20 protein-coding genes and 1 pseudogene are annotated in these 24,753 nt (G+C 64.4%); 14 read left to right on the top strand and 7 right to left on the bottom strand.

Features of this window, described 5'->3' with window-relative positions:
* Positions 1 to 72 precede the first annotated feature (72 nt).
* Positions 73 to 816 carry a tRNA pseudouridine(38-40) synthase TruA gene (gene truA, locus CTR53_RS20460; protein ID WP_290818083.1) on the top strand — a complete coding sequence of 248 codons (744 nt, stop codon included), beginning with the start codon at positions 73 to 75 and terminating at the stop codon, positions 814 to 816.
* Here truA and CTR53_RS20465 read toward each other — a convergent pair whose 3' ends face one another.
* Together CTR53_RS20465 and dapE are read right to left on the bottom strand one after the other, a co-directional pair.
* Complete coding sequence (locus tag CTR53_RS20465; protein ID WP_290818086.1) at positions 817 to 1,392, bottom strand: hypothetical protein; 576 nt, start codon at positions 1,390 to 1,392, stop codon at positions 817 to 819. It abuts the gene before it with no gap.
* Complete coding sequence (gene dapE, locus CTR53_RS20470; protein ID WP_290818089.1) at positions 1,370 to 2,593, bottom strand: succinyl-diaminopimelate desuccinylase; 1,224 nt, start codon at positions 2,591 to 2,593, stop codon at positions 1,370 to 1,372. The genes CTR53_RS20465 and dapE overlap by 23 nt, the downstream gene beginning before the upstream one ends.
* Before the next feature lie 215 nt (positions 2,594 to 2,808).
* Between dapE and secA the strand changes: the two are divergent.
* From secA to CTR53_RS20485, 3 genes and pseudogenes are all read left to right on the top strand, one after another.
* Positions 2,809 to 5,452: pseudogene (gene secA, locus CTR53_RS20475) on the top strand (preprotein translocase subunit SecA).
* Between the two features lie 117 nt (positions 5,453 to 5,569).
* Entirely contained in the window at positions 5,570 to 6,568 is a 999-nt protein-coding gene (locus tag CTR53_RS20480; RefSeq protein ID WP_290818093.1) for a DUF2891 domain-containing protein, read from the top strand.
* Between the two features lie 26 nt (positions 6,569 to 6,594).
* Complete coding sequence (locus CTR53_RS20485; protein ID WP_290818096.1) at positions 6,595 to 7,155, top strand: hypothetical protein; 561 nt, start codon at positions 6,595 to 6,597, stop codon at positions 7,153 to 7,155.
* Positions 7,156 to 7,161: 6 nt separating this feature from the next.
* Here the strand turns inward: CTR53_RS20485 and CTR53_RS20490 are convergent, their stop codons facing one another.
* A complete protein-coding gene (locus CTR53_RS20490; protein WP_290818099.1) occupies positions 7,162 to 8,253 on the bottom strand; it encodes a peptidoglycan-binding domain-containing protein in 1,092 nt (363 codons plus the stop codon).
* Between the two features lie 160 nt (positions 8,254 to 8,413).
* Here CTR53_RS20490 and CTR53_RS20495 point away from each other — a divergent pair, with 160 nt between their 5' ends.
* From CTR53_RS20495 to CTR53_RS20515, 5 genes are all read left to right on the top strand, one after another.
* Complete coding sequence (locus CTR53_RS20495) at positions 8,414 to 9,043, top strand: LysE family translocator (RefSeq protein ID WP_290818102.1); 630 nt, start codon at positions 8,414 to 8,416, stop codon at positions 9,041 to 9,043.
* A 10-nt stretch (positions 9,044 to 9,053) separates the two neighbouring features.
* The gene (locus CTR53_RS20500) at positions 9,054 to 9,680 is read left to right on the top strand and encodes a LysE family translocator (RefSeq protein ID WP_290818105.1); all 627 of its coding nucleotides are present in this window, start codon (positions 9,054 to 9,056) and stop codon (positions 9,678 to 9,680) included.
* Position 9,681: 1 nt separating this feature from the next.
* On the top strand, positions 9,682 to 10,875 hold the full coding sequence (locus CTR53_RS20505; protein ID WP_290818108.1) for an epoxide hydrolase family protein: 1,194 nt from the start codon (positions 9,682 to 9,684) through the stop codon (positions 10,873 to 10,875).
* Between the two features lie 3 nt (positions 10,876 to 10,878).
* A complete protein-coding gene (locus tag CTR53_RS20510; protein ID WP_290818111.1) occupies positions 10,879 to 11,337 on the top strand; it encodes a MaoC family dehydratase in 459 nt (152 codons plus the stop codon).
* A gap of 193 nt (positions 11,338 to 11,530) precedes the next feature.
* Positions 11,531 to 13,141 carry an alpha/beta fold hydrolase gene (locus CTR53_RS20515; protein ID WP_290818114.1) on the top strand — a complete coding sequence of 537 codons (1,611 nt, stop codon included), beginning with the start codon at positions 11,531 to 11,533 and terminating at the stop codon, positions 13,139 to 13,141.
* On the opposite strand, the gene CTR53_RS20520 is transcribed toward CTR53_RS20515, so the two are convergent.
* Both CTR53_RS20520 and CTR53_RS20525 read right to left on the bottom strand, forming a co-directional pair.
* Positions 13,138 to 14,358: an MFS transporter gene (locus CTR53_RS20520; protein WP_290818117.1), complete on the bottom strand. Its 1,221-nt coding sequence runs from the start codon at positions 14,356 to 14,358 to the stop codon at positions 13,138 to 13,140. The genes CTR53_RS20515 and CTR53_RS20520 overlap by 4 nt on opposite strands.
* Positions 14,359 to 14,362: 4 nt before the next feature.
* Positions 14,363 to 15,244 (bottom strand): alpha/beta fold hydrolase, encoded by an 882-nt coding sequence (locus tag CTR53_RS20525; RefSeq protein WP_290818120.1) that lies wholly within the window; start codon positions 15,242 to 15,244, stop codon positions 14,363 to 14,365.
* 1,124 nt (positions 15,245 to 16,368) lie between these two features.
* Here CTR53_RS20525 and CTR53_RS20530 point away from each other — a divergent pair.
* Together CTR53_RS20530 and CTR53_RS20535 are read left to right on the top strand one after the other, a co-directional pair.
* Positions 16,369 to 17,007 (top strand): glutathione S-transferase family protein, encoded by a 639-nt coding sequence (locus tag CTR53_RS20530; RefSeq protein WP_290818123.1) that lies wholly within the window; start codon positions 16,369 to 16,371, stop codon positions 17,005 to 17,007.
* Positions 17,008 to 17,184: 177 nt separating this feature from the next.
* Positions 17,185 to 17,784, top strand: coding sequence for an alpha/beta hydrolase (locus tag CTR53_RS20535; RefSeq protein ID WP_290818126.1), 600 nt, complete (start codon positions 17,185 to 17,187; stop codon positions 17,782 to 17,784).
* Positions 17,785 to 18,113: 329 nt separating this feature from the next.
* Here CTR53_RS20535 and CTR53_RS20540 read toward each other — a convergent pair whose 3' ends face one another.
* On the bottom strand, positions 18,114 to 19,067 hold the full coding sequence (locus tag CTR53_RS20540; RefSeq protein ID WP_290818129.1) for an acetyl-CoA carboxylase carboxyltransferase subunit alpha: 954 nt from the start codon (positions 19,065 to 19,067) through the stop codon (positions 18,114 to 18,116).
* A 145-nt stretch (positions 19,068 to 19,212) separates the two neighbouring features.
* Between CTR53_RS20540 and purH the strand changes: the two genes are divergently transcribed.
* The 3 genes from purH to CTR53_RS20555 all read left to right on the top strand — a co-directional run bounded on the left by purH (position 19,213) and on the right by CTR53_RS20555 (position 22,892).
* Positions 19,213 to 20,799 carry a bifunctional phosphoribosylaminoimidazolecarboxamide formyltransferase/IMP cyclohydrolase gene (gene purH, locus CTR53_RS20545; RefSeq protein WP_290818132.1) on the top strand — a complete coding sequence of 529 codons (1,587 nt, stop codon included), beginning with the start codon at positions 19,213 to 19,215 and terminating at the stop codon, positions 20,797 to 20,799.
* A gap of 17 nt (positions 20,800 to 20,816) precedes the next feature.
* A complete protein-coding gene (locus CTR53_RS20550) occupies positions 20,817 to 21,470 on the top strand; it encodes a glutathione S-transferase family protein (protein ID WP_290818135.1) in 654 nt (217 codons plus the stop codon).
* Between the two features lie 174 nt (positions 21,471 to 21,644).
* Complete coding sequence (locus CTR53_RS20555) at positions 21,645 to 22,892, top strand: cyclopropane-fatty-acyl-phospholipid synthase family protein (protein WP_290818138.1); 1,248 nt, start codon at positions 21,645 to 21,647, stop codon at positions 22,890 to 22,892.
* Positions 22,893 to 22,913: 21 nt separating this feature from the next.
* Here CTR53_RS20555 and CTR53_RS20560 read toward each other — a convergent pair whose 3' ends face one another.
* Positions 22,914 to 24,338, bottom strand: a complete 1,425-nt coding sequence (locus CTR53_RS20560; protein WP_290818141.1) for an MFS transporter — start codon at positions 24,336 to 24,338, stop codon at positions 22,914 to 22,916.
* Positions 24,339 to 24,753 lie beyond the last annotated feature (415 nt).

Raw genomic sequence — 24,753 nt, forward strand, 5'->3', positions numbered from 1 at the left:
CCATGACACGCTTATATTTTTCTTGTCATGCCCGGACTTGTTCCGGGCATCCACGCCTGCCTTTTAAACGCCATGCCGCGCTATCGCCTGACGCTCGAATATGACGGCAGCCGCTTTGCCGGCTGGCAGAAGCAGCGCGACGTCGCCAGCGTGCAGCAGACGTTTGAGGAAGCCGTGCAGGCGATCTGCGGCGGCGAACTTACCATCGACACTGTTGTCGCCGGCCGCACCGATGCCGGCGTGCATGCGCGCGGCCAGGTGGTGCATTTCGACCTCGACCGCGACTTCACGCCCGACCGGCTGCGTGACGGACTGAATTTTTACCTGCGTGAAAACCGCATCGCCGTGCTGGATGCCGCCATCGTGGACGGCGAATTCAGCGCGCGCCTGTCGGCCACCGCGCGGCATTATCTCTACCGCATCCTGAATCGCCGCCCGCCGCCCGCTATAGAGTCCGGCGCTGTCTGGCATGTGCCGGTGCCGCTGGATGCCGAGGCCATGCAGATTGCGGCGCAGCGCCTGGTCGGGCATCACGACTTCAACAGTTTCCGCTCCACCGAATGCCAGGCGAAATCGTCGCTGCGCACACTGGACGCGCTGGATGTGAAACGCGTGGGCGACGAAATTCATATCACCACGCGCTCGCGCAGCTTCCTGCATAACCAGGTGCGCATCATGACCGGCACGCTGAAACTGGTCGGCGAAGGCCGCTGGAGCGCCGATGACGTCAGCGTAGCGCTGGAGAAGGCCGACCGCCGTGCGGCTGGACCGACCGCGCCGCCGGAAGGCCTCTGCCTGATGCGGGTGGATTACTGACTACAGCAGCAAGTCGACCAGCCGGTGGATCGCGAGCGTGACCAGCAGGTCGAGCGCCGAAATGGCGACCGACAGCGACAGCGTGGCGCCCAGGCCATGGCGCGCCACCCGCACGACAATATAGAGCCAGGCCAGCAGCAACGCCGTGCTCCAGCCGGCCAGCACGCTCGATGACAGCAGGCCCCAGCCGACGCCGGCGAGGATCGGCAGGGTCGCCGCCGTGGTGATGGCCTGCGCCCAGTTGTACAGGATGACGAAAATGCCGAAGCGTTCGCCGAGGCCGAAAATGCGGCTGATGCCGGCGATCAGGGCGAAATAGGCGACCCAGTTGAGCAGGAATTTCAGGCCCTGGGCCAGCATGTAGAAGGCCCGGTCCTCGTCGTAGGCCGCCAGTTCCGCCATCGTCGGCTGCATCACCAGCGCATAGACCACCAGCAGCACCAGCGGTAGCCAGAAGCTGCGCCAGAAGCCGTCGAGCGACAGGTCGTAGCAGAGCAGCGCGCGGGCGTCGCCACGCAGCAGCAGGCCGAGGCCTTTGACGGCGGCGGTGATCTCAGCGCTGGACGGCAAGGCCATCGAAGAACCGCTGCAGCATGCCTTCATAAACTTTCGACAGTGCGCGGATGTCTTCGACGCCGGCGCGTTCGTCCACCTTGTGCATGGTCTGGCCGACGAGACCGAATTCCACCACCGGACAATAGGCCTGGATGAAACGCGCATCCGAGGTGCCGCCGGTGGTGCTGAGTTCGGGCGCGCGACCGGTGCCCTCTTTCACGGCCTCTGCCATCGCTGCCACGAAAGGCCCCGGCTGGGTCAGGAAGGGCATGGCACCGTCTTCCAGCGTGAGGTCGAAACGCGTGCCGAGCAGCGCGCGGTTTTCACCCTGGCCGCCGCAGACCGCTTCGCAGGTGCGGATGATCCAGTCCTTCAGGCCGGCCGAACTCTGCTCGGTGTTGTAGCGGATGTTGAGCACGGCCTTGGCATTGGCCGGGATCACGTTGTTGGCCGGATTGCCAACATCGACGGTGGTGATTTCCAGATTCGACGCCTCGAAATGTGCGTTGCCGGTATCGAGCCGGCGCGACTTCAGCGCCGAGAGAATATCCAGCAGCTTGGGGATCGGGTTGTCAGCCAGATGCGGATAGCCGACATGGCCCTGCACGCCATGCACGGTCAATCGCGCCGTCAGCGAGCCGCGCCGGCCGATCTTCATCATCTCGCCCAGCCGCAGCGGATTGGTCGGCTCGCCCACCACACAGACACTGAGCGTCTCGCCCTTTTCCTTGAGCCAGTCGAGCACGCGCGTCGTGCCGTTGATGGCCGGGCCTTCCTCGTCCCCCGTGATGAGGAGACTGATGCCGCCGGGGATCTTGCCGTCGCGCACAGCGATGAAGCGTCCGGCAGCGGCCACGAAGGCGGCGATGGCCGATTTCATGTCGGTGGCGCCACGGCCATAGAGCTGGCCGTCGCGGATCTCGGCGGCAAAGGGATCGACACTCCAGGCCGCAGAGTCGCCCACCGGGACAACATCGGTATGGCCGGCGAAGCAGAAATTGGTCTCCCCAGTACCCCAGCGGGCATAGAGGTTTTCCACATCTGGAGTGCCCGGGGCGGTGAATTTCAGTCGCTCGCAGCGGAAGCCCAGCGGGGCCAGCACCCCCTCCAGCACGCCGAGCGCGCCCTGGTCGGCCGGGGTCACGCTCGGGCAGCGGATCAGGGCCTGGGCGAGCACAACGGCATCGGGGGCGGTCTGGGACGAGGCGGGGGCAGCGGACACGGGTGGGCCTTTCAGTGAAAGCGCGATGTAACCCCTTGAATTGCCGCAGGTCAATGCGGCCCGCCGGGGCGCTTACCGGCTCACCGGGCGGGGTTATGCCGCAGGCCGCTTCGTTGACATGGCGGGGGGCAGTGCATATCTATTGCCCCGGTTTCCGTTGCGCCGGTTCTCGTTGCGCGACGCGGATTTAGCGCATTCCCAGGGGTACGGCATAGATGTTCGGCGCGATCGCCAAGAAGCTGTTCGGTTCGGCCAACGACCGGGCGGTGAAAAGCTACCTCAAGACCGTCCAGGAGATTAACGACCTGGAGGCGAAGATCGCCCCCCTGAGCGATGCCGAGCTGCAGGCCAAGACCGCCGAATTCCGCCAGCGGCTGGCCGGACAGAATAGCAAGCCGGGCGATGACCTCGACGACCTGCTGCCCGAAGCCTTTGCCGTGGTGCGCGAGGCCGCCAAACGCGTGCTGGGCCAGCGCCATTACGACGTGCAGCTGATCGGCGGCATGGTGCTGCATGACGGTCGCATCGCCGAGATGAAGACCGGCGAAGGCAAGACCCTGGTTGCCACGCTCGCCGTCTATCTCAACGCCCTGCCCGGCAAGGGTGTGCATGTCGTCACCGTGAACGACTATCTCGCCCGCCGCGACGCCGAATGGATGGGCCGCGTCTACAACTTCCTCGGCCTCAGCACAGGCGTGATCGTGCATGGCCTGGACGACAACGAACGCCGCGACGCCTATGCCTGCGACGTGACCTACGGCACCAACAACGAATACGGCTTCGACTATCTGCGCGACAACATGAAGTTCCGTCGCGAAGACATGGTGCAGCGCCCGTTCAGCTTTGCCATCGTCGACGAAGTGGACTCGATCCTGGTTGACGAGGCGCGCACGCCGCTGATCATCTCCGGTCCGTCGGAAGACACCACCGACCTCTATGTGAAGGTCAACGCGCTGATCCCGCAGCTGGTGGCGGAAGATTACGAGAAGGACGAGAAGCAGCGCACGGTGAACTTCACCGAAGCCGGCACCGAGCATATCGAGCAGATCCTGCGCGCCGCCGACCTGCTGAAATCCGACTCGCTGTACGATGTCGAGAATATCGCCGTCGTGCACCACGCCAACCAGGCGCTGCGCGCCCATGTACTGTTCACCCGCGATGTCGACTACATCGTGAAGGACGACAAGGTCATCATCATCGACGAATTCACCGGCCGCATGATGGAAGGCCGCCGCTATTCCGACGGCCTGCACCAGGCGCTGGAAGCCAAGGAAGGCGCCTCCGTCCAGACCGAGAACCAGACGCTGGCCTCGATCACCTTCCAGAATTACTTCCGCATGTATCCCAAGCTGGCCGGCATGACCGGCACGGCCTCGACGGAAGCCGCCGAATTCGCCGACATCTATCGCCTGGAAGTGGTCGAGATCCCGACCAACGTACCGGTCGCACGTCTCGACGGCGACGACGAGGTCTATCGCACCGCGCGCGAGAAATACGAAGCCATCGTCAACCTGATCGGCGAATGCCGCGAGAAAGGCCAGCCGCTGCTGGTCGGCACGGTGTCGATCGAGAAGTCGGAACTGCTGTCCGACTTCCTCAAGCAGCGCAAGATTCCGCATCACGTGCTGAATGCGCGCCATCACGACCAGGAAGCCTTCATCGTGGCCCAGGCCGGCCGGCTCGGCGCTGTCACCATCGCCACCAACATGGCCGGCCGCGGCACCGATATTCAGCTCGGCGGCAATGCCGACATGCGCATCCTGGCGGAAACGCAGGGCATGGAAGGCGAAGTGAAGGCCAAGATGGAAGCGCAGATCCGCGCCGAAGTGGCAGCCGAGAAGGACAAGGTGCGCGCCGCCGGCGGTCTTTACGTGATCGGCACCGAACGCCATGAAAGCCGCCGCATCGACAACCAGCTGCGCGGCCGTTCCGGTCGCCAGGGCGATCCCGGCGCGTCGAAATTCTTCCTCTCGCTGGAAGACGACCTGCTGCGCATCTTCGGCTCCGAGCGCATGGACAGCATGCTGCAGCGGCTCGGCCTGAAGGAAGGCGAAGCNNAACCTGCTGAAATACGACGATGTGATGAACGACCAGCGCAAGGTGGTCTACGAGCAGCGCATCGAGATCATGGGCGCCGACAACGTGGCCGATACCGTGCGCGACATGCGCGAGGAAATCGCCGGCGAACTGGTCGACCGCCATATCCCCGAACGCGCCTATGCCGAACAGTGGGATGCCGAAGGCCTGCAGACGGAAGTGGGCCGCATCTTCGCGCTCGACCTGCCGATCGTCGACTGGGCCAGGGAAGAAGGCATCGCCGACCAGCAGATCCGCGAGCGCCTGCAGGACGCCATCGAGCGCCGCATGGCCGAGAAGGCCGCCAATTTCGGTCCCGATGTGATGCGCATGGTTGAGCGCAGCCTGCTGCTGCAGGTGCTCGACCAGACCTGGAAAGAGCATCTGCATCACCTGGATTACCTGCGTCAGGCCATCGGGCTGCGTGCCTATGCGCAGAAGGATCCGCTCAACGAATACAAGCGCGAAGCCTTCTCGCTGTTCGAGCAGATGCTGACCCGCGTGCGCGAGCAGACCACCTCGATCCTGTCGCGCGTGGAAGTCCGTGCCGAGGAACCGCCGGCCGATCTGTTTGCGCGGCCGAGCCAGCCCATGCGTGAGAGCCGCGGCGGCGAGATCGAAGGCGGCAACGATGACGGCAGCCTGCCGTCGCGCCCGGTGGCGCAGTCGCGCGCCGCCGTCGCTGTCGATCCCAACGACGAGTCGACCTGGAAGTCGACGCCGCGCAACGCACCGTGTCCCTGCGGCTCAGGCAAGAAGTTCAAATACTGCCACGGCAAATAGGCCGCGGCTTCCACCCAGCTTTGTCATGCCCGGGCTTGACCTGGGCATCCCATTAAATGGGACTCGCGGGTCAAGCCCGCGAGTGACGGTTTGTATTGATCGTGCCATCATCCCGGCATGAGCACACTCACCCTCGCCCAGGCCGAACGCTTCGCAGCCCTGCCGCTACGCAACCTCGACCGCGAATACCCGAACAACCTGACGCATTTCAATCTCAGCGCCACCGATGTGCGTGAGCCACACGACCTGCATCCGATCTTCTGGGGCAGCTACGACTGGCATAGCTGCATACATGGCTGGTGGCTGCTGACGCGCTGCCTGCGCCGGCATCCGCAACTGCAAGATGCCGGCCGCGCGCTCGATCTCTATGCGCGCCTCTTCACGCCCGCAGCCGGTGAAGGTGAGGCCGCCTATCTGGATGCGCCCGGCCGCGGCACCTGGCAGCGGCCTTACGGCTGGGGCTGGCTGCTGGCGCTCTCGGCCGAACTCTCATTATGGAATCATCCGCGAGCCAGCGAATGGCGCGCCGCGCTCAGGCCGCTGGAGCAGCGCATCGTGGCGCGCTTCCCCGCCTATATGGAGAAACTGACCTATCCGATCCGGGTCGGCACGCATTTCAACACCGCCTTCGGCCTGGTGCTGGCGCTGCATTACGCGCGCATCACCGGCGAGGCGACGCTGGAACCGGCAATTGCGGCCTACGCCCGCAAGGTCTACCTGCCCGACCGGGACTATCCGGCGCATTACGAACCCAACGGCGACGACTTCCTGTCGGGTGCGCTGACCGAGGCGCTGCTGGTGGCCGAATTATTGCCGACCGTGGATTTCGCAGCCTGGTGGAACGGTTTCCTGCCCGCCGCCACGACGCTGTTCAAACCCGCCATTGTCTCGGATCGCACGGATGCCAAGACCGTGCATCTCGACGGCCTCAACCTCTCCCGTGCCTGGTGCCTGCGCGGCATTGCGGCAAAACTTCCGGGCGACCAGTCTGCCCTGCTTCACAGCGCCGCCGCACATGAACAGGCCAGCCTGCCGCATCTGGAAAGCGGCGAATACGGCGGCGAACACTGGCTGGCGACCTTCGCTGCGCTCGCCATCGAAGGCCTCTCGGCCTGACAATCGCTTTGCGCTAGACTGCCGGCATGATTCGACACTTCACGCTTCTCATGCTGGGTCTTCTGCTGCTGGCGCCTGTTGCCGGCGCACAGGTGCAGGACTCCACCGACTACAAAACCGAGGGGCGCTACAAGGAGTTGTCGCAATACATTGCAACAACCCATTACGACAAGGTGCTGCAGCATCCGGAGGTGGCCAGGGCACTGCGCGCCCTGACCGGACCATATTATGAACGGATGTCCAATCTGGTCGATGTCACGCCGATTCGCTACGAACCCAAAGGCGACATCGTGCTGGAAGGCTATACGACCAAAGCGCCATACAATTCTCCGGAGCACGAGAAGGTGATGATCGTGATCAACTGGGGCACGCTTTACATGCATGCCGCGTTGCGCACGCCCACCGAGACACTGATTTTTGCCGACGATGATCATATGGACGAACTGCTGGAGCCGCTCAGCTTTTTCGTGCGTCATAACGAAGCCAGCAGCATCAGGGGGCGCGCCAGAAGCGAGGCCTGGTTCCGTTTCCTCGATTACCGACGCAACGGCGATCCGCAGATCTGGCCCGCGCGCAAGCCGAACTGAGATCGTCTAGCTGCCGGGCACCATGCGGCGATAGGGAATTCCGCTGAATTCGCGCAAACGGGTTTCGATGCTGCGCAGCACCTTGTCGGCTGATTGCGGATTGGCAACACCGTCCTGCAGTTTCGCGATCTGCGCCGCCACACTGTCGGAAATTTTCTCGAAGTTGCCGCTTTTCCAGTTGTTGTCTTGCTGAAATTCGAAATACGGCACCAGCATGGCGGCACCCTGGCGATGCGCTGCCGCGACCAGTCCGGATTCCGTGACCTCGAACGGTGCCCGGGCACCTTCGATCCGGCTCCCCTCGTAACCCGGCGCGATCTGGCGGACATAGCCTTCGGTCCGCGCCATGAAGTCGGCGAAGGCCCTTTCCTGCGCTTCCGGCTGACGCAGGAAATCCTCGAAACTGTTCAGGCCATATTTGCCGGTCCAGTTGCCATCCCTGTCGATCAGCCCGGCATCCTTCAGCGCCGGCACCCGCATCTGGTAGCGGCCATAGGCACCGTTGTTGCTGGCCGCATAGCCGCTGTTCCCGGCGCCCTCGCTTTCCTTCCTGTGAATTTCCTTTCGGAAATCCGCATGAATCGGCGAGTCCGCCCAGGCATCGTCCGGCGCGGCGGACGACGCCGACATGGCGTCGCTCATCACACCGGATCTCGTCGCCGCCTGCGCGTATTGCACCGGCGCCTCGTAACCCCTGCGCAACGCCGCCAGCGTCGGACCATCCGGCGCGGCCCAGCCATCCACCGTCAGGCCGCCATCCTTCTGATAGTCGCGCATCGCAGCATCGTCGCGATTGCCCCAGTAGCCGGTCGGTCCGCCGGTCGATTCGGCGTCCAGCATGCCCTCGCGATGCAGCAGCGCCTGCAGCTTGAACACATCGCCGCGCTGATTGGCGCGGCCGGTGCCGACCGGGCGGTTCAGGCGGAACAGGGTGTCGCCAAAGATGTCGTTCAGCGACGCGCCGCCCATCCAGCGACCGCGCACGGTTTCCCAGTCGGGATTGCCGGCGCCGATCCGGCCGAAGGGATCGGTCCCGGCTTCAGGCTCCGGCACAGGCGACGGGCCGAACAGATGGGCGAAGGGGTCGGTCAGCGACATGGGCAAATCTCTTCTTGAACATTATAAGAACATAATATAGGATAATTTTCTGATACTGGCAAGATTATATTCTTTGTTTGTTCTATTTCCACTAACCCGCTGTCAGGCCTTGCAGAACCGGCCGGGCCTGTGGCTGGCTGGGCAGCCGGTGGAGGAAACCATGCCTGTCAGTGTCGAACTCTGGATCGCCTTTTGCCTCGCCTCGATACTGGCCATCGCCATTCCGGGCCCGACCATGCTGCTGGCCATCGGTAACACCCTGGGCATCGGGCCGCGTATCGGATTCGCCGCCCTGCTGGGCATCGGCGCCGCCGATGCCGCCGGCATGACCGTCTCCGTACTGGGCCTGAGCGCGCTGCTCGCCACCGTCGCTCTGGCCTTCGAGATGGTGAAGTGGCTTGGCGCGGCCTACCTCATCTGGCTCGGCATCCAGCTCTGGCGCGCGCCGGTCATGGGCCTCGATGCCAAACCCGAACAGCGCCGCACCGCGCCGCGCGCCATCGCGCAGGCTTTCGTTGCCCATCTGCTGAATCCGAAAGGTATTCTCTTCTTCGGCGCCTTCCTGCCGCAGTTCATCGACGCCGGCCGCAGCACGCTGCCGCAATTCCTGACGCTGGGCGCAACTTTCGTTGCGCTCGATATCGCCATCATGTCGATTTATGTGACGTTGGCGGCACGCGGCCGTCGCACGGCGATTTCGCCGCTGTGGCAGCGTCGCTTCAACCGCACCGGCGGCGCGATGCTGGTCGGTGCCGGCATTTTCACGGCCACGCTCAAACGCCAGTCCTGAGGAACCCGCCATGCCCGTCAGTCTCGAACTCTGGGCCGCCTTCATTGCCGCGGCCAGCATCATGATCCTGATTCCCGGCCCCACCACCATGATGGTGCTGGGCCACACCATGGCAGGCGGCCCGCGCAACGGCGCCGTCAGCCTGATCGGCGTCACGCTCGGCGACATCTGCGCCATCACGCTCTCCATGCTCGGCTTCAGCGCGCTGCTGGCCGCCTCGGCCGAAGCCTTCACGGCGATGAAATGGCTTGGCGCAGCCTATCTGGTCTGGCTCGGCATCCAGCTCTGGCGCGCACCGCCGATGGAATTGACGCCCACGCAGGAAAAACGCGCCACCGCGCGCGGCGCGATCCTGCAGACTTTCATCGTCACGCTGCTAAACCCGAAAGGCATCCTGTTCTTCGCCGCCTTCCTGCCGCAGTTCATCGACCCGGCCAAACCGCTCTGGCCGCAGGTGATCGTGCTGATGCTGACCTTCGATCTGCTCGCCGCCGCTATTCAGGGCTTTTACATTTTCGCCATGGGCCGGGCGCGCAACCGCATCGCCAGCCCGCGTGTGCTGAAGACCATGAATCGCGTCGGCGGCGCCATGCTGGTCGGCGCCGGGCTGTTCACCGCGACGCTGAAACGGAGCTGAGATGCTCCGACTCGCACCGGCTGCGGAAAAGTTCAGCATCGCGATTCCCGATGCGGCGCTGGCCGACCTGAAAACCCGGCTGGCGGCGACGCGCCTGCCGCCCGAACCGGCCGATGCCGCCTGGCAATACGGCAGCAATGTCGCCTATATGCGCGGCTTCCTGCGGCGCTGGCGCGACGGCTTCGACTGGCGGCACTGGGAAAAGCGGCTGAATGGCTGGCTGCAGTATCGCGTGAAGCTGAAGCGGCCTGACACTGGCAATGGCCTGCAGACCGTGCATTTCCTGATCGAACCGGGCTCGGGCGATGCACCACGCCCGCTGCTGCTGACGCATGGCTGGCCGGGCTCGGTGCTGGAATTCGTCGATGTCATAGATCGTCTGGCACATCCCGAACGCTTCGGCGGTCGCGTCGAGGATGCCTTCACCGTGATCTGTCCGTCGCTGCCCGGCTATGGCTTCTCGATGCCGCTGGAGCGCCCGATCGGTCCGCGCGCGATTGCCAGACTGTGGCGCGACCTGATGGTGGAGGTGCTCGGCTTCGAACGTTTCCTGGTGCAGGCCGGCGACTGGGGCTCGATCGTCTCCAGCTGGCTCGGCATCGATTTCCCCGACCAGGCGATAGCGCTGCATCTCAACATGGTGCCGCTGCGCCCGCCGCTGACGCGCGACATGCAGCCGCCACTGAGCAATGCCGAAAAGGAATGGATGCTGCGCACCCGCAAGCGCCATGATGCCGAAGGCGGCTATTTCGCGATCCAGAGCACCAAGCCCACCACGCTGGGCTATGGCCTGGCCGACAGCCCGGCCGGCCTGGCCGGCTGGATCGTCGAGAAGCTGCACGGCTTTCCGCGCGCGCCGGCCGAGCATAAACCGGTGTTCGATCTCGACCATATGATCGCCAATGTCGCTTTCTACTGGCTGACCGAGACCGGCGTGACGTCGACCTGGCTGTACTGGGCGGCGCGGCAGAATGGCGAACTGGCGATGCAGCCCGGCGAGTTCCTGCGCAGCCCGACCGGCTTCCTGCTGCCACCCTGGGATCTGGTGCCACCGGCGCCGAAAGGCTGGCTGGAGCGCGGCTACAATGTGGCGCATCGCCATGATCTGGAACGCGGCGGGCATTTCGTGGCGATGGAACAGCCGGAGATTTTCGTCGCCGATGTACAGGCGTTTTTCAGGAATATGGTGGTTTAAGACATGAGCAGAAGCGAGCGCTGGTTCGAGGATTACACGGTGGGCGAGGTGATCCGCGCCGATGGCGTGACGGTTTCGGAAGCCGAGATCCTGTCCTTTGCCTTCACCTACGATCCGCAACCCTTCCATCTCGACAGACTGGCAGCCGAGGCATCGCCCTATGGCGGGCTGATCGCGTCGGGCTGGCAGACCGGGCTGCTGGGCTTCCGCATGCTGTTGCAGGCCGGCCTGCTCGGCAAGGGCAGCATGGGCTCGCCGGGGCTGGATGAGATCCGCTGGTTCAAGCCGGTGCGGCCGGGCGATACGCTGTTCGGCCGCGCCAGCATCGAGGACAAGCGCGAAAGCGCCTCGAAGCCCGACCGCGGCATCGTGAAGATGAAATACTGGATCGAGAACCAGAAGGGCGAAACGGTGATGAGTTTCTTCGGCACCCAGATGGTGCTGAAGCGGCCGCAGCCGTAAGCCGCGCCGATCAAATCCCCGTTTTAACCCCTGTGGATTATCCGCGGCGGGGCAGCGCTTTGGTACAGTATCTGTCCTGAAGCGTTCGACCGGCGTCCGTCAGGCGCCGGTCCATACCGACTCCGGACCAACGCAGATCCCAGCCAGCGCGCTGCGCGGATTGCAGTCCGGGTGTCGCGAGGAGATGCCGGACTTGATCGCCGCCCAACGCAAGCCGAGCGAAAGCCTCAGCCTTTCCCTGATCGGATCGCCATCGGCCCGGCTCGACGGTGTTGCGCTGGACCTGCCGCCATCGAAAAAGGCGCGCGCCCTGCTGGCCTATCTGGCGGCAACGCAGCAGCCGCAGCGGCGCGAGCGGCTGATTTCACTATTCTGGAGCGATGCCGAGAGCGGCCGCGAGGGCCTGCGCTGGACCCTGAGCCGCCTGCGCCGCGCACTCGAACCCGACGGCGTCCTGCGCATCGATGCCGACCGCGACACGGTGGCGATCCGCGAGAGCGCTGCCAGCTGCGACCTCTGGCTGATCAGGCAGATCGCGAAAATCACACCCGCCGCCTCGTCGACCGCGACGCTGCTGGCCGCGGCCGGCCTGCCCGACGGCGATTTCCTGGAAGGTCTCGACCTGCCGGATTGCTACGAGTTTCGTCTCTGGTGCACGGCCGAACGCGAGACTCTGCGCCGCACCATGGCCGCGATCCTGGCCACGCTGTGCGACCGGCTGGGTGCCAGCGAGCAGGCGCTACCCTATGCGCGGCGCCGCGTGGTGCTGGAGCCGACCGAGGAATGCGCGCATATCGCCCTGGTGCGGATGCTGACCGCCCTGGGCCGCCTGCGCGAGGCCCAGACGCATATCGACGCGGCGCGACAGCAGTTCGAGGCCGCCGGCCTGCCGCCGCCCTACAAGCTGATCCGCCTGTGGGCAGCGCAGGATAGCGCGCCCCGGCCGGTGATCGAGCTGGCGCGTCGGCCGGCGCGCCAGCGCGTGCAGTTCTGCACCACCAGCGACCATGTGCGGATCGCCTATGCCGTATCCGGCGAGGGCCCGCGCATCGTCAAGGCCGCCAACTGGTACAGCCATCTCGAACACGATCTCGAGAATCCGATCTGGCAGCATCTGCTGTCCACGCTGGCGCAGGATCGGCAGCTCATCCGTTACGACCGGCGCGGCTGCGGCCTGTCGGACCGCGCGACCCGGAAATTCGGTTTCGATGATTCGTTGCGCGACCTCGAGGCGGTCGGCGGACTGTTCGCCGACCAGCCCTTCGATCTGGTCGGATTCTGCAGCGGTGGCGCGATGGCAGCCGCCTATGCCGCGCGCCACCCCCATCATGTCCGCCGCCTGGTCCTGATCGGCAGTGCCGCCATCGGCTGGCGCTGGCGCGGCGAAACCGCCCGGGCCACGAACGAGCATATGATCGCGCTGACGCGTCAGGGCTGGGCGCTCGAAAATCCGGCCTTCCGCCAGGTCTTCACTTCGCTGATGTTCCCAGATGCGAACTATGACCAATCCCGGTGGTTCAACGAGCTGCAACGCATTTCCGCCGAACCCGATACAGCCGCCACGCTGATGGAAGCCTTCGGCGATTACGATGTCACGCCGCTGCTGTCGCAGGTGCAGTGCCCGACGCTGGTGCTGCACAATCGCGACGACGCCATGGTGCCGGCTGAATTCGGCCGGCAGTTTGCCGCCGGCATTCCGAATGCACAGTTCATCACCCTGCCGGGGCGCAACCACCTGACGCTCGAAAACGAACCCGCCTGGGCGAAGCTGAAAGCCGAGATCGAAGGCTTCCTCGCCGGCTAGATCGCGGCCGGCTTCGCCGCCGGCTCGACCGGCGCTTCACGGACCGGCAGGTTGGCGAGCATCGCGATGAAACCCAGCGCGGCACAGATCCACCACATGAGGTCGTAGGAGCCGGTGGCGTCGTAGATGACGCCGCCAAGCCAGGCGCCGACGAATGAGCCGAACTGGTGACCGCAGGAGACGACGCCCAGCAGCGTGCCGATATAGTAGGGGCCGAAAATCTGGCCCAGCAGACCGGCCGTCGGCGGAATCGAAGACATCCAGAAAATGCCCAGCACCGCCATCAGCGCCAGCATCAGCGGCTGGTCGAGCGTGAGCAGCACGAAAGCCAGCATGGTGGCGGCGCGCAGCCCGTAGATTCCGATCAGCAGCCTGCGCTTGCTGCGGGTCTGGCCGAGCGCGCCCGACAGATAGGAGGCAAACAGGTTGGTGATGCCGAGCGCACCCATCGCCATGGCGCCGGCCTCGGGTGGCATCCCGATGCTGACGATATAGCCGGGGATATGGGTGAAGCCGAAGCCGGCATGCAGACCGCAGATGGTGAAGCCGAAAACGATCAGCCAGAAGCTGCGGCTGCCGGCCGCCAGTGCCAGCGTTTCCGTCACGCTGCTGCGCGGCGCCGCGATCGCCTCGCGGCGCGCCGTCAGCAACACCATGGCCGCGGGCGCAATCAGCGCCGTGCCGCCCGCCAGGATCAGCAGCGCCGTCTGCCAGTCGAGCACCATGATGAAGGCCTGGCTGAGCGTTGTCAGCACGATCTGCCCCAGCGACGAGGCGGTGATCGCCAGGCCGGCAATCCAGCTCTGCATCGCCGGCGGCACGATGCGCGTGACAGCGCCGACGCAGATCGTCCAGGAGGCGCCAGCGACGCCGAGGCCATTGAACACGCCGCCGAAAACGTAGAAGGCCAGCGGCGTATCGGCATAAGCCATGCCGGTCAGTCCGATCACATAGAACAGGGCGCCGCTGCACAATACGCGCACATTGCCCTTGCTGTCGGCCCAGGCACTGAAGAAGGGTTGCGACAGGCCCCAGACCAGATTCTGGATCGCCAGCGCCAGGCCGAAGGTCTCGCGGTCCCAGCCGCGCGCCTGCAGCACCGGCTCGAGGAAAATCCCCAGGCTGGTGCGCGTGCCGAAAGACAGGAAGGCGACCAGCGAGGCCGCGAGGATGCAGGCATAGACGATGGCGGAGGGCCGGACGGCGGCGGATGTCATGATGTCAGGCTCCGGCGAGGATACGGCGACAGATATCCGCGGCCGGCGCAGATGCGTCATCGCGGCGGCGGTACCAGGCGGCCAGCAGACCCGCCAGCTGCTTCGCGTGGCTGAGCGGAATCATATGGCCGGCATCGGGCAGCGTGCAGCGTTCGACCTGTGGCAGGGTGGCTTCCAGCAGGACCGCGATATGCTGCACCGGCGCCGGCGACAGCAGGCCGTTGACGATCAGCGTGGGCACCTGCAGGTGACGCAGATCGGACAGGCCGGTCGGCTCCGAGAACAGCGCCATGAAATCCTGCGTCACGGCATGGACGGCAGCCGTCATCGCCTTCTGGACTTCAGGCGGAATCGCTGCCCATTTGCCGGCGCCGTTCCAGTAGTCGATGAAGATGCCCATGGCCCGTTGCCGGTCTGCCTCGCTGTCGGAGGCGGCGCCCTGCAGGATGGTGCGGGCCACGCTGGTGACCTCGCCGAAATGTATGTCTGCGACATCGCCGGCGCCGCGCAGCAGCGAGAAGTATGTCGGCTCGATGACCGCGAGACTGCGCAGGCGGCTAGGCATGCGGCGCGCAACCTGCAGCGCCACCGCGCCGCCGAAGGAATGCCCGATCAGATCGAACGACTCGTCCAGCTCGCCCGTCGCGCGGGCGACCAGTTCGACGGCGTCATCCAGCGTGAAACCTTGTCCTGCCGGCCAGGCTGCGGTGGTGCCGCAGCCAAACAGCTCCGGACGCAGAATCCGGCGTGGCGGCATGTTGTCCATCGCTGCCCAGACATCCATCATCCTGGTCCAGACATGGCGGTCGGCGCCAGAGCAGTGCAGCAGCACCAGCGGCCGGCCCGAGCCGGTATCGCCGCAGCCGATCGGGAAGCCCGCCGGCATCGAGTCATTTCTCATAGCTTGTCCCTGGAAAGCCTGCTGTCCGCCGACCGCCCCGGCGGCGGACAGCAGGTCGGATCACATGATCGTGGCGAGGGCAGTTTCGATGCGCTTGAACTGCGCNNATGTAGGTCCAGCGATAGGCCTTCAGCAGACCGGCATCGAGCGCCGCCGCTTCGGCGTCATTGAGGCGACGTGCATTGATCTGGCGGAAATAGGCGGCATCGGCCCTGGCCTGTCCCTGCAGGATGCCGTCGACGGCAACCACCAGCGCGATCAGGTCATCGATCGCCGCATCTTTTTCGGCCGCCGAAATACGATCGTTCTCCTTCACCCATTCCAGCTCGTCCAGAACCGCATGCTGCGATTCCTCGCGCCAGTGATGCAGGAAGACATCCTTGAACAGCGGCGACAGGGAATTGTCCGGTGCGATACTCTCGCGGTAATGCACCATGGTGAACAGCTCGATATGGCAGGTCAGCGCCAAAATCGCCCAGCTGGATTTCGACAGCACCGCGCGCGCCACGTCATTGCCGTCGGCGGTGCGGACGTAACCCTCAGGCATGCCAGCCGCGATCATCTGCTCGATGCGGCGGAACAGTTCCTGGTGCTTCAGTTCTTCCGCACTGAAGCGAACCAGCGCCTCCAGCGCCACCTGGTCGCCGAAAGCGTAATCCCGGCTGATCTCCAGGATCTTGGCGTTGATATAGCGCTCGATCATGCCGAACAGATAGGCATAGGTGCGCCCCTGCACCTGGCTGAGCAGGCGCTTTTCATCTTCGGACAGGAATCCGAATTCGCCCATCAGGGAAAGGCCGTCCGGCAGGAATTTAAGGGCGTGGTCGAATTTCCGACCCTGGATCACATCCTTGTCGATATCCCAGTTCACCTTCTTGGAATTCTCGATACAGCGGGCGTAGCGTTCGGTCTGAATAACGGCAACATTCATAGGGAGGACTCCTGCTCCTGATTCGGCCGACAACTCCGGCCGACAGGCGGTTTAGGCGATGCCCGTTGGCGCCACCGTGTGAAATACCGTGTAAATTTGCGACCCGCCGGCTTGACCTCGGGCCATCGCCGCCCTTTCTCTGGCGTCAGACAGTTACTCTTCCCGGGGGAAACACCGCATGTCCGTCACGCTCTACTACGGTTCCGGTTCGGCCTATGCCTGGCGCGTCTGGCTGGCGCTGGAGCACAAATCCGTGCCGCATGAGGTGAAGGTGCTGTCGTTCAGCGAAGGCGGCCACAAGACGCCGGAATACACCCGGCTCAACCCGCGCCAGCGCGTGCCGACCCTGGTGGATGGCGAATTCGTCATCCGCGAATCCGCCGCGATCATGGAATATGTCGAGGAGCGCTGGCCCGAGCAGCCGTTATTTGCCCGGGAGCTGCATCTGCGCGCCACGCAGCGCCGCATGATCCGCGAGGCCGACAATTACGTCGGCGAGAAGGTCGAGCATCTGTTTGGGGAAGTCTTTGCGCCGCCGGAAAGAGCCGATGCCGCAAAGCTGGCAGAGGCCGTCGCCGCCGTGCAGGCCGAAATCGCGCTGTGGGAGCCGCAGATCGCCGGCAGCTATATCAACGGCGAGACGGTGTCTGCGGTCGACTACACGCTCTATCCGCATCTCGCCATCATCGGACGGTTCCAGTTGCGCAAGCCCGATGCCATTCCGGCCGATATCTTCAGCCCGAAGATCGGCGCCTGGATGGAGCGCATGAAGGCGCTGCCGATCATGCAGAAGACCTGGCCGCCGCACTGGAAATAGGCGTACTTGGCCTACGCTGACCCTTCCGTGTCATGGCCGGGCTTGTCCCGGCCATCCGCGCCTTCACTTGTCGGCACCAAGTACATTTCTCTGGCCAGTTCACGAAAGACGTGGATGCCCGGGACAAGCCCGGGCATGACAATGTTGTTTTGCACCCGGCCCGGATAAAATGGTTGCATGACACACCTCCTCTTCCTGCCCGGTGCCGGTGGCGCGGCGGAATTCTGGCATCCGCTCGGCGCGTTGCTGCCGGCGCAGTACGACAGGACCTTCCTGAACTGGCCGGGGCTGGGGCATGAGGCGCACCGTCCCGGCTTCGACAGCCTGGAGGCGCTGACCGCGCATGCCGCCGCCCATCTGCGCAGCAACACGGTGGTGGTGGCCCAATCCATGGGCGGCATCTTCGCGCTGCGGCTGGCGCTGCTTTATCCGCAGATGGTGACAAAGCTGGTGTTGACGGCAGCGAGCGGCGGCATCGACGTGATGCGCTTCGGTGCCGGCGACTGTCGCCCGGCCTATCGCGCCGAATATCCCAATGCCGCGCCGTGGATCACCGCGGCGCGCGCCGATCACACGGCAGAGATCGGCAGCATCGCGCAGCCGGCGCTGCTGCTCTGGGGCGATGCCGATACGATCAGCCCGGTGGCGGTCGGCCAGCATCTTGCCTCACTGCTGCCGAAGGCCGAGCTGCAGGTGATCGCCGGCGGCGATCACGGCTTTGCACAGGAGCGCGCCGCCGAGATCGCGCCGGCGGTCCTGACCTTTCTGCAAAAATAATTTCGTCATGCCCGCGAAAGCGGGCATCCAGCATCATCGTTCGACTGGGTTCCCGCTTTCGCGGGAACGACGACTGGCTCTTGAACCTGTCGTACACCGCACCATCTCATCCGCACCGCCGTTGTTGGACATCGTGAACAGAAATCCTGAACCTGGCTGCAAGGGGATCGAACAGGCCGAAACAGGACGGAACAGGCTTTAACGGGATGGAACTGGCCCCCAGCAGGACGAAACTGGCCTTCGAACAGGACGTAACGGGACACAACAGGACGCAAAAAAGCCCGCGGTGGATGCCGCGGGCTTTGTGAATTCAGGAACTTGCGCCGGACTTACAGTCCGTTGCTGCCCATTTCGAGGAATTTGCGGCGCCGCGCTTCGCGTAAGGAACCCGGCTCCTGCCCGACCAGGCCGCGCAGGGACGCCTCCAGCGCATCGCCAAGCGACGCGATCGCCTGGCCCGGATTGCGATGGGCGCCGCCGAGCGGCTCCTTCACGATCTCGTCGATCACCTTGAGCTTCAGCAGGTCTTCCGCCGTCACACGCAGCGCCTCGGCGGCGTCCGGCGCCTTGGAACCGTCGTTCCACAGGATGGCGGCGCAGCCTTCGGGCGAGATCACCGAATAGATCGCATGTTCGAACATCAGCACGCGGTTGGCGGCGGCCAGCGCCACCGCACCGCCCGAACCGCCCTCGCCGACGATGGCTGCTACGAGCGGGACTCGAATATCCAGACAGCAGTCGATGGCGCGCGCAATCGCCTCGGCCTGGCCGCGTTCCTCGGCCTGCACGCCCGGATAGGCACCGGCGGTATCGACCAGCGTAATGACCGGCAGGCGGAAACGGTCGGCCATGCGCATCAGGCGGATCGCCTTGCGATAGCCTTCCGGCTTGGCCATGCCGAAATTGTGCTTGAGCCGGCTTTCGGTGGTGCGGCCCTTTTCATGGCCCATCACCATCACGGCACGACCGCGGAACCGCGCCAGGCCGCCGGTGATGGCGCCATCTTCGGCAAACGCACGGTCGCCGCAGAGCGGCACGTAATCCGTCACCAGACCGGCGATATAGTCGGCGAAATGCGGGCGCTCCTGGTGGCGCGCCACCTGCGTCTTCTGCCAGGCACCCAGCTTTGCGTAAGTCGCCTGCAGCTGCTGGGTGGCCTTGGCCTCCAGCCGCTCCAGGTCGTCGCTGATGTCGCTGTTGCCCTGGCTGGCGAGCTGCTTGAGCTCGGCGATTTTCGCCTCCAGCTCGGCAATCGGCTTTTCGAATTCGAGATATGAGCGCATGGGGGCCATCGTTTAGCATGGATCGCCCCCCTGCACAAACCCCGCAACCCATTGTTTCAGGCCGATTTTACACCGCTTTTGCGCGTGACACCGGCATGCTATAGCCCTGCGCGACCCTCTCCTCCTGCCCGCCGAGGCCCCGCTCATGTCCGCCGATCTCGTTCAAATCCGCCGTGCGCTGCTCTCCGTTTCCGACAAGACCGGCCTGATCGAATTCGGCAAGGCGCTCAGCGGCTTCGGCATCGAGATCCTGTCCACCGGCGGCACCTACAAGGCGCTGAAAGACGCCGGCGTGGCGGTGAAGGAAGTCGCCGAACATACCGGCTTCCCCGAAATGATGGACGGCCGGGTCAAGACCCTGCATCCGACCATCCATGGCGGCATCCTGGCCTTGCGTGACGAGGCCGAACACAAGGCGGCGATGGCGACGCACAACATCCCGCCGATCGATCTCGTTGTCGTGAACCTCTATCCCTTCGCCGCCACCGTGGCCAAGGGCGCGGATTTCCCGACCTGCATCGAGAATATCGATATCGGCGGTCCGGCGATGATCCGCTCAGCGGCCAAGAACCACGGCTTCGTCAACGTGGTGGTCGATGTCGCCGACTATGCGAAGATCATTGAGGCGCTGAAGGCCCATAACGGCGCCACATCGCTCTCCCTGCGCCGCGAGCTGGCCGCCAAGGCCTATGCCCATACCGGTGCCTATGACTCGATGATCGCCACCTGGTTCGCGCGGCAGAACGGCGAGGCTTTCCCGCCGACGCTTCTCGTGTCGGCCGAGCGCAAGCAGACTTTGCGCTATGGCGAGAACCCGCACCAGCAGGCGACTTTTTATGTGACGGGCGACAAGCGTCCGGGCGTGGCGACAGCAAAACAGCTGCAGGGCAAGGAACTCAGCTACAACAACCTGAACGACACGGACGCAGCCTTCGAGCTGGTGTCGGAATTCAGCGACAAGCCGACCATCGCCATCATCAAGCACGCCAACCCTTGCGGCGTTGCAATGGCTGACAGCCTCAGCAACGCTTGGGACGCGGCGTTGCGCTGCGACAGCACCTCGGCTTTCGGCGGCATCGTCGCGATGAACCGCAGGCTGGACAAGGCCACCGCCGAGAAGATCGGCGCCATCTTCACCGAAGTGATCGTGGCGCCCGAAGCCGATGACGACGCCAGGGCATTTCTGGCAGCGAAGAAAAACCTGCGCCTGCTGGTCACTGGCGGCATGGCCGATCCGGTGGCGAGCGGCTGGTTCATCAAATCCGTTGCCGGCGGCTATCTGGTGCAGACCCGAGATGCCGGCCGCATTGTTGAAGCCGATCTTAAAGTGGTGACCAAGCGCGCGCCGACGCCGCAGGAGCTGGCCGACATGCTGTTCGCCTTCCGCGTCGGCAAGCATGTGAAGTCGAACACCATCGTTTACGCCAAGGACGGCGCCACCGTGGGCATCGGCGCCGGCCAGATGAGCCGAGTGGATTCCGCCCGCATCGCCTATCGCAAGGCGCAGGATGCCGCCAAGGCGGCGGGCGTCGCGGACTCACTGACCAAGGGCTCGGTGGCCGCCTCCGACGCTTTCTTCCCGTTTGCCGACGGTCTGGAAGTGCTGGTCGAAGCCGGCGCCACTGCCGTGATCCAGCCGGGCGGTTCGATCCGCGATCAGGAAGTGATCGACGCCGCCGACAAGGCCGGTCTGGCCATGGTCTTCACCGGCATGCGCCACTTCCGGCACTAAGAAAGGGCGGCGCCGTTATGTACAAGCTCTACTGGGCGCCGGGAACGGCGGCGATGGCACCGCAGGCCGTACTGGAAGAGATCGGCGTGGCCTACGAGCCGATCCGCCTCGACATCGCCACCCGGGAACATGAGCAGCCGGCCTATAAGGCCCTCAACCCCAATGGCCGCATCCCGACCCTGGTGGATGGCGACTTCGTCCTCTTCGAGACCGCCGCGATCTGCCAGTATCTCGCCGACCGGCATCCGGAAGCCGGACTGGTTCCGGCCGAGCATCCGCTGCGCGGCCGTCATTACCAGTGGCTGACCTATATGACCAACACCATACAGGCGGGCTTCCTCGACTGGTTCCATCCCGACTGGACCTTCGCCGATCCGGCCCAGCAGGCCGCGCTGAAAGCTGCCGCGGGGGAGAAGCTCTATCGCAATTTCCAGGTTCTGGATGATGGCATCGGCCCGAAAAGTGCTGGGGGCAGCTACATGTTGGGTTCCAGCTTTAGCTTGTGCGATATCTATGTCGCCATGCTGACCCGCTGGAGCCGCTTCATGGAGCGGCCGATGTGGCGCTGGGTGAATATCGAACGCGTGGTGGGCGCGACCTACACCCGCCCGGCCTTCCAGCGCATGATGCAGAAGCAGGGCATTGCCTGGGCGGAGAACTGGGGCAAGTAACCCCACTGAATAAATAACTGTCCCGCGTATAGCCCGGGTCGGTAACCAACTCGCCGGATATATCGCGCCTGAAATCGCCGCTGGCCTCGACAACCCCTCTTGTCGAGGCCCGTGTGCCGCGCCAATATTAGTCACGGGATGGGGCGTTATCTCTTTGTGATCTGGAGATTCCGCATGCTTCTTGGTGCCGTGTTCAAGAGACTCATCAGGACCGGATCGCTGACGGTGATCGACCACCGTGGCGAGCGCCGGCATTTCGGTGAACCGCCCGGACCGCAGACGGTGACGATCCGCGTCACCAGCCTGAGTGCCGAATGGCGCATCGCGCTGAATCCCAAACTCGCCGTCGGCGAATGCTACATGAATGGCGAGCTCGTTTTCGAGCAGGGTGGGGTCTACGATTTCCTCACGCTGGTGGTGCGCAACCTTGGCGTCCATGGCAACATTCCCTTCTCAGCCGTGCAGCGCGGCTGGGAACGCGCGATGCGGCTATGGCACCAGTTCAACCCCGAGGCCGCCGCCAGCAAAAACGTGCAGCATCACTACGATCTGGACGGCCGGCTCTACGACCTGTTTCTCGATACCGACAAGCAGTATTCCTGCGCCTATTTCCCGACGCCGGACACCACGCTGGAACAGGCGCAGCTGGCCAAGAAGCGCCATATCGCAGCGAAGCTGAATCTGAAGCCCGGGATGCGCGTGCTGGAGATCGGCTGCGGCTGGGGCGGGCTGGCGCTGTATCTGGCCGAGACCTGCGGCGTCGAGGTCGTCGGCATCACGCTGAGCCATGAGCAGCATGCTCTCGCCAGCCGTCGGGCGCAGGAGCGGGGCTTAAGCGACCGGGTGAAATTCGAGATCGTCGACTACCGGAGAATGCTGGGCCGCAAATTCGACCGCATCGTCAGTGTGGGCATGTTCGAACATGTCGGCGTGCCGCATTACCGCGCATATTTCGAAGGCATCAATAACCTGCTGACCGATGACGGCGTGGCACTGGTGCATTCGATCGGCCGCTCCGAAGGGCCAGGCGCCACACCGGGCTTCATCCGCAAATACATCTTCCCCGGCGGTTATACCCCGGCGCTGTCGGAAGTGCTGCCGGTGATCGAGCAGAGCCAGCTCTGGGTCACCGACATGGAGATCCTGCGCCTGCATTACGCCGAGACGCTGAAACACTGGCGCATGCGTTTCCTGGCGCAATGGGACAAGGCGAAGGCGCTGTATGACGAACGCTTCTGCCGCATGTGGGAATTCTATCTGGCGGCGTCGGAAATCACCTTCCGGCACTGGGGTCATATGGTGTTCCAGGTACAGCTGGCGAAGAAGGTCGAGACGCTGCCGATCACCCGCGACTACATGCACGATGCCGAACTGGACCTCGTCAACCGCGAGAAGCCGCAGCGGTTTGCCAAGACGGGGTAAGACTGAGCGTGTGCCGGCGCGTTACTGACGCGCCGGTTCCTGCACCTTCCACAGCAGCACGAAACCGAGCGCCAGGAAGGCCAGGATCACCACCGGTGCGATGCGCTGCGTGGCAAACACGGCCGTGGTAATCCCGATCAGCAGCGGCGCCAGAAACGTCGTGGCGCGGCCAGACAAAGCGAAGATGCCGAAGAACTCGCCCACCATATCGGGCGGCGAGAGCCGCGCGACCAAAGTGCGGCTGGCGGCCTGCATCGTGCCCATGCCAAGCCCCAGAAAGCCCGCACAGAGGAAGAAGACCTGTTCGCCGGCGGAGGAGAACAGCCCCGCACCTGCAATCTTCGGCGCCACCTCGATCACGAACAGCACGCTGGCCGGCCCGATCGACATGATGCCGAGTGCGCCAAGCCCCACAAGGCAGATCGCCAGCTGCACGGCACGTTTGGAGCCCCAGCGATCCTCCAGCCTGCCACCGAGGATCACGGCGGGAATGGCGATCACGTTGAGCACGATGCCGAACAGGCCCAGCTCGGTGGTGCCCCAGCCGAACACGCCGGCAGCATAAATACCGCCGAAGCCGATCACCGCCACCAGCCCGTCGTAATAGACCATATAGGAGAGCAGAAAGCGCAGCAGGTTCTTGTAGCGCCGCATATGCCGGATCGTGTCGATCACGCGGCCGACGCCGTCGCGCACCACGGTGCGGAAGGGCTTGCCGGAACCCGGCCGGTCGGGCGTGAACAGAAACATCGGCGCGACGAACAGCGCGAGCCAGATCGCCGCCGTCGGCCCGATGATGCGTTCGGCTTCGAAGGCGTCGCGCTTCAGGCCGAGCAGGGCTTCGCCGGGCGGCGGTGTGATGCCGATCAGTTCGGGCTGCGACACGATCAGCACGCCGAACAGTGCGATCAATCCGCCGACATAGCCCATGCCCCAGCCTAGGCCGCTCAGGCGACCGACATGGCGCGGTGTTTCCAGCGAGGGCAGCAGCGCGTTGTTGAACATGATCGAATATTCGGCGGCGATATTGGCCAGCACCAGCCCGAGGATGACGAGCGGGATCAGCTGTGGCTGGCCGGGTTGCGCGAGCCACAGCAATGCGCAGCCGAAGGCGAGCTGGAGCTGGAAGGCGAAGAGCCAGGGTTTGCGCTGGCCGCCGGCATCGGCAATCGCGCCGAGGAAAGGCGCACCGAGTGCAACGATGACCGCCGAGAAAGCCTGTGTGAAGCCCCAGAGCGACTGGCCCTCGACCGGATCGCCGATCACCTTCGATGTGAAATAAGGCGCGAAGATGAAGGTGGTGATGACGGTGAAATACGGCTGGTTGGCCCAGTCGAACATCGCCCAGGAGATGCGCGCGCGCCACGACGCCGGCTGCTGCCCCGACTGCTGCCCGGGCGGTTCGCCAGATGTCGGCGACGGCGATGCGGAGTCTGCGATGCTCATGGCTGCCTGTTTTTCTGCCGTTCCCTGCCTGTCCAGCACCATAGCCGGTTCCGGGCAGGCGCGCCAATTGCGTCATGACCGGATCGTTTTGCGGTTGCGAGGAACGATGACTCGGCCATTGGTCCGCAACCGGAGATGACCGGTTCGCGACCATGCTGCCTGTTTCAGCGCCAGCCTGTTTTCAGTGCCCCTTGGCCTTGCCAAGACCGGTCATACGATGACAAACTATTTTACATGCGCGCCACGCAAAGTCCTGGGCGCATCGTCCAATGGGGAGATAATCGATATGACTCGTAAGATGTGGCTTTCCGCCGCCGTGTTCGGCGTTGCGCTGGCCGGTACCTCAGGTGCATTCGCGCAGACCAAGTGGGATCTGCCGGGTGCCTATGGCGCCAACAACTTCCACTCCAAGAAT

The sequence above is a fragment of the Ferrovibrio sp. genome, from assembly GCF_002796975.1.
Classification (GTDB): Bacteria; Pseudomonadota; Alphaproteobacteria; order Ferrovibrionales; family Ferrovibrionaceae; genus Ferrovibrio.

Bases quoted from the DNA above. Each gene is read 5' to 3' on its own strand.
- truA (WP_290818083.1), top strand. From the start codon at position 73: ATGCCGCGCTATCGCCTGACGCTCGAATATGACGGCAGCCGCTTTGCC.
- CTR53_RS20465 (WP_290818086.1), bottom strand. From the start codon at position 1,392: ATGGCCTTGCCGTCCAGCGCTGAGATCACCGCCGCCGTCAAAGGCCTC.
- CTR53_RS20480 (WP_290818093.1), top strand. From the start codon at position 5,570: ATGAGCACACTCACCCTCGCCCAGGCCGAACGCTTCGCAGCCCTGCCG.
- CTR53_RS20485 (WP_290818096.1), top strand. From the start codon at position 6,595: ATGATTCGACACTTCACGCTTCTCATGCTGGGTCTTCTGCTGCTGGCG.
- CTR53_RS20490 (WP_290818099.1), bottom strand. From the start codon at position 8,253: ATGTCGCTGACCGACCCCTTCGCCCATCTGTTCGGCCCGTCGCCTGTG.
- CTR53_RS20495 (WP_290818102.1), top strand. From the start codon at position 8,414: ATGCCTGTCAGTGTCGAACTCTGGATCGCCTTTTGCCTCGCCTCGATA.
- CTR53_RS20500 (WP_290818105.1), top strand. From the start codon at position 9,054: ATGCCCGTCAGTCTCGAACTCTGGGCCGCCTTCATTGCCGCGGCCAGC.
- CTR53_RS20505 (WP_290818108.1), top strand. From the start codon at position 9,682: ATGCTCCGACTCGCACCGGCTGCGGAAAAGTTCAGCATCGCGATTCCC.
- CTR53_RS20510 (WP_290818111.1), top strand. From the start codon at position 10,879: ATGAGCAGAAGCGAGCGCTGGTTCGAGGATTACACGGTGGGCGAGGTG.
- CTR53_RS20520 (WP_290818117.1), bottom strand. From the start codon at position 14,358: ATGACATCCGCCGCCGTCCGGCCCTCCGCCATCGTCTATGCCTGCATC.
- CTR53_RS20525 (WP_290818120.1), bottom strand. From the start codon at position 15,244: ATGCCGGCGGGCTTCCCGATCGGCTGCGGCGATACCGGCTCGGGCCGG.
- CTR53_RS20530 (WP_290818123.1), top strand. From the start codon at position 16,369: ATGTCCGTCACGCTCTACTACGGTTCCGGTTCGGCCTATGCCTGGCGC.
- CTR53_RS20535 (WP_290818126.1), top strand. From the start codon at position 17,185: ATGACACACCTCCTCTTCCTGCCCGGTGCCGGTGGCGCGGCGGAATTC.
- CTR53_RS20540 (WP_290818129.1), bottom strand. From the start codon at position 19,067: ATGCGCTCATATCTCGAATTCGAAAAGCCGATTGCCGAGCTGGAGGCG.
- purH (WP_290818132.1), top strand. From the start codon at position 19,213: ATGTCCGCCGATCTCGTTCAAATCCGCCGTGCGCTGCTCTCCGTTTCC.
- CTR53_RS20550 (WP_290818135.1), top strand. From the start codon at position 20,817: ATGTACAAGCTCTACTGGGCGCCGGGAACGGCGGCGATGGCACCGCAG.
- CTR53_RS20555 (WP_290818138.1), top strand. From the start codon at position 21,645: ATGCTTCTTGGTGCCGTGTTCAAGAGACTCATCAGGACCGGATCGCTG.
- CTR53_RS20560 (WP_290818141.1), bottom strand. From the start codon at position 24,338: ATGAGCATCGCAGACTCCGCATCGCCGTCGCCGACATCTGGCGAACCG.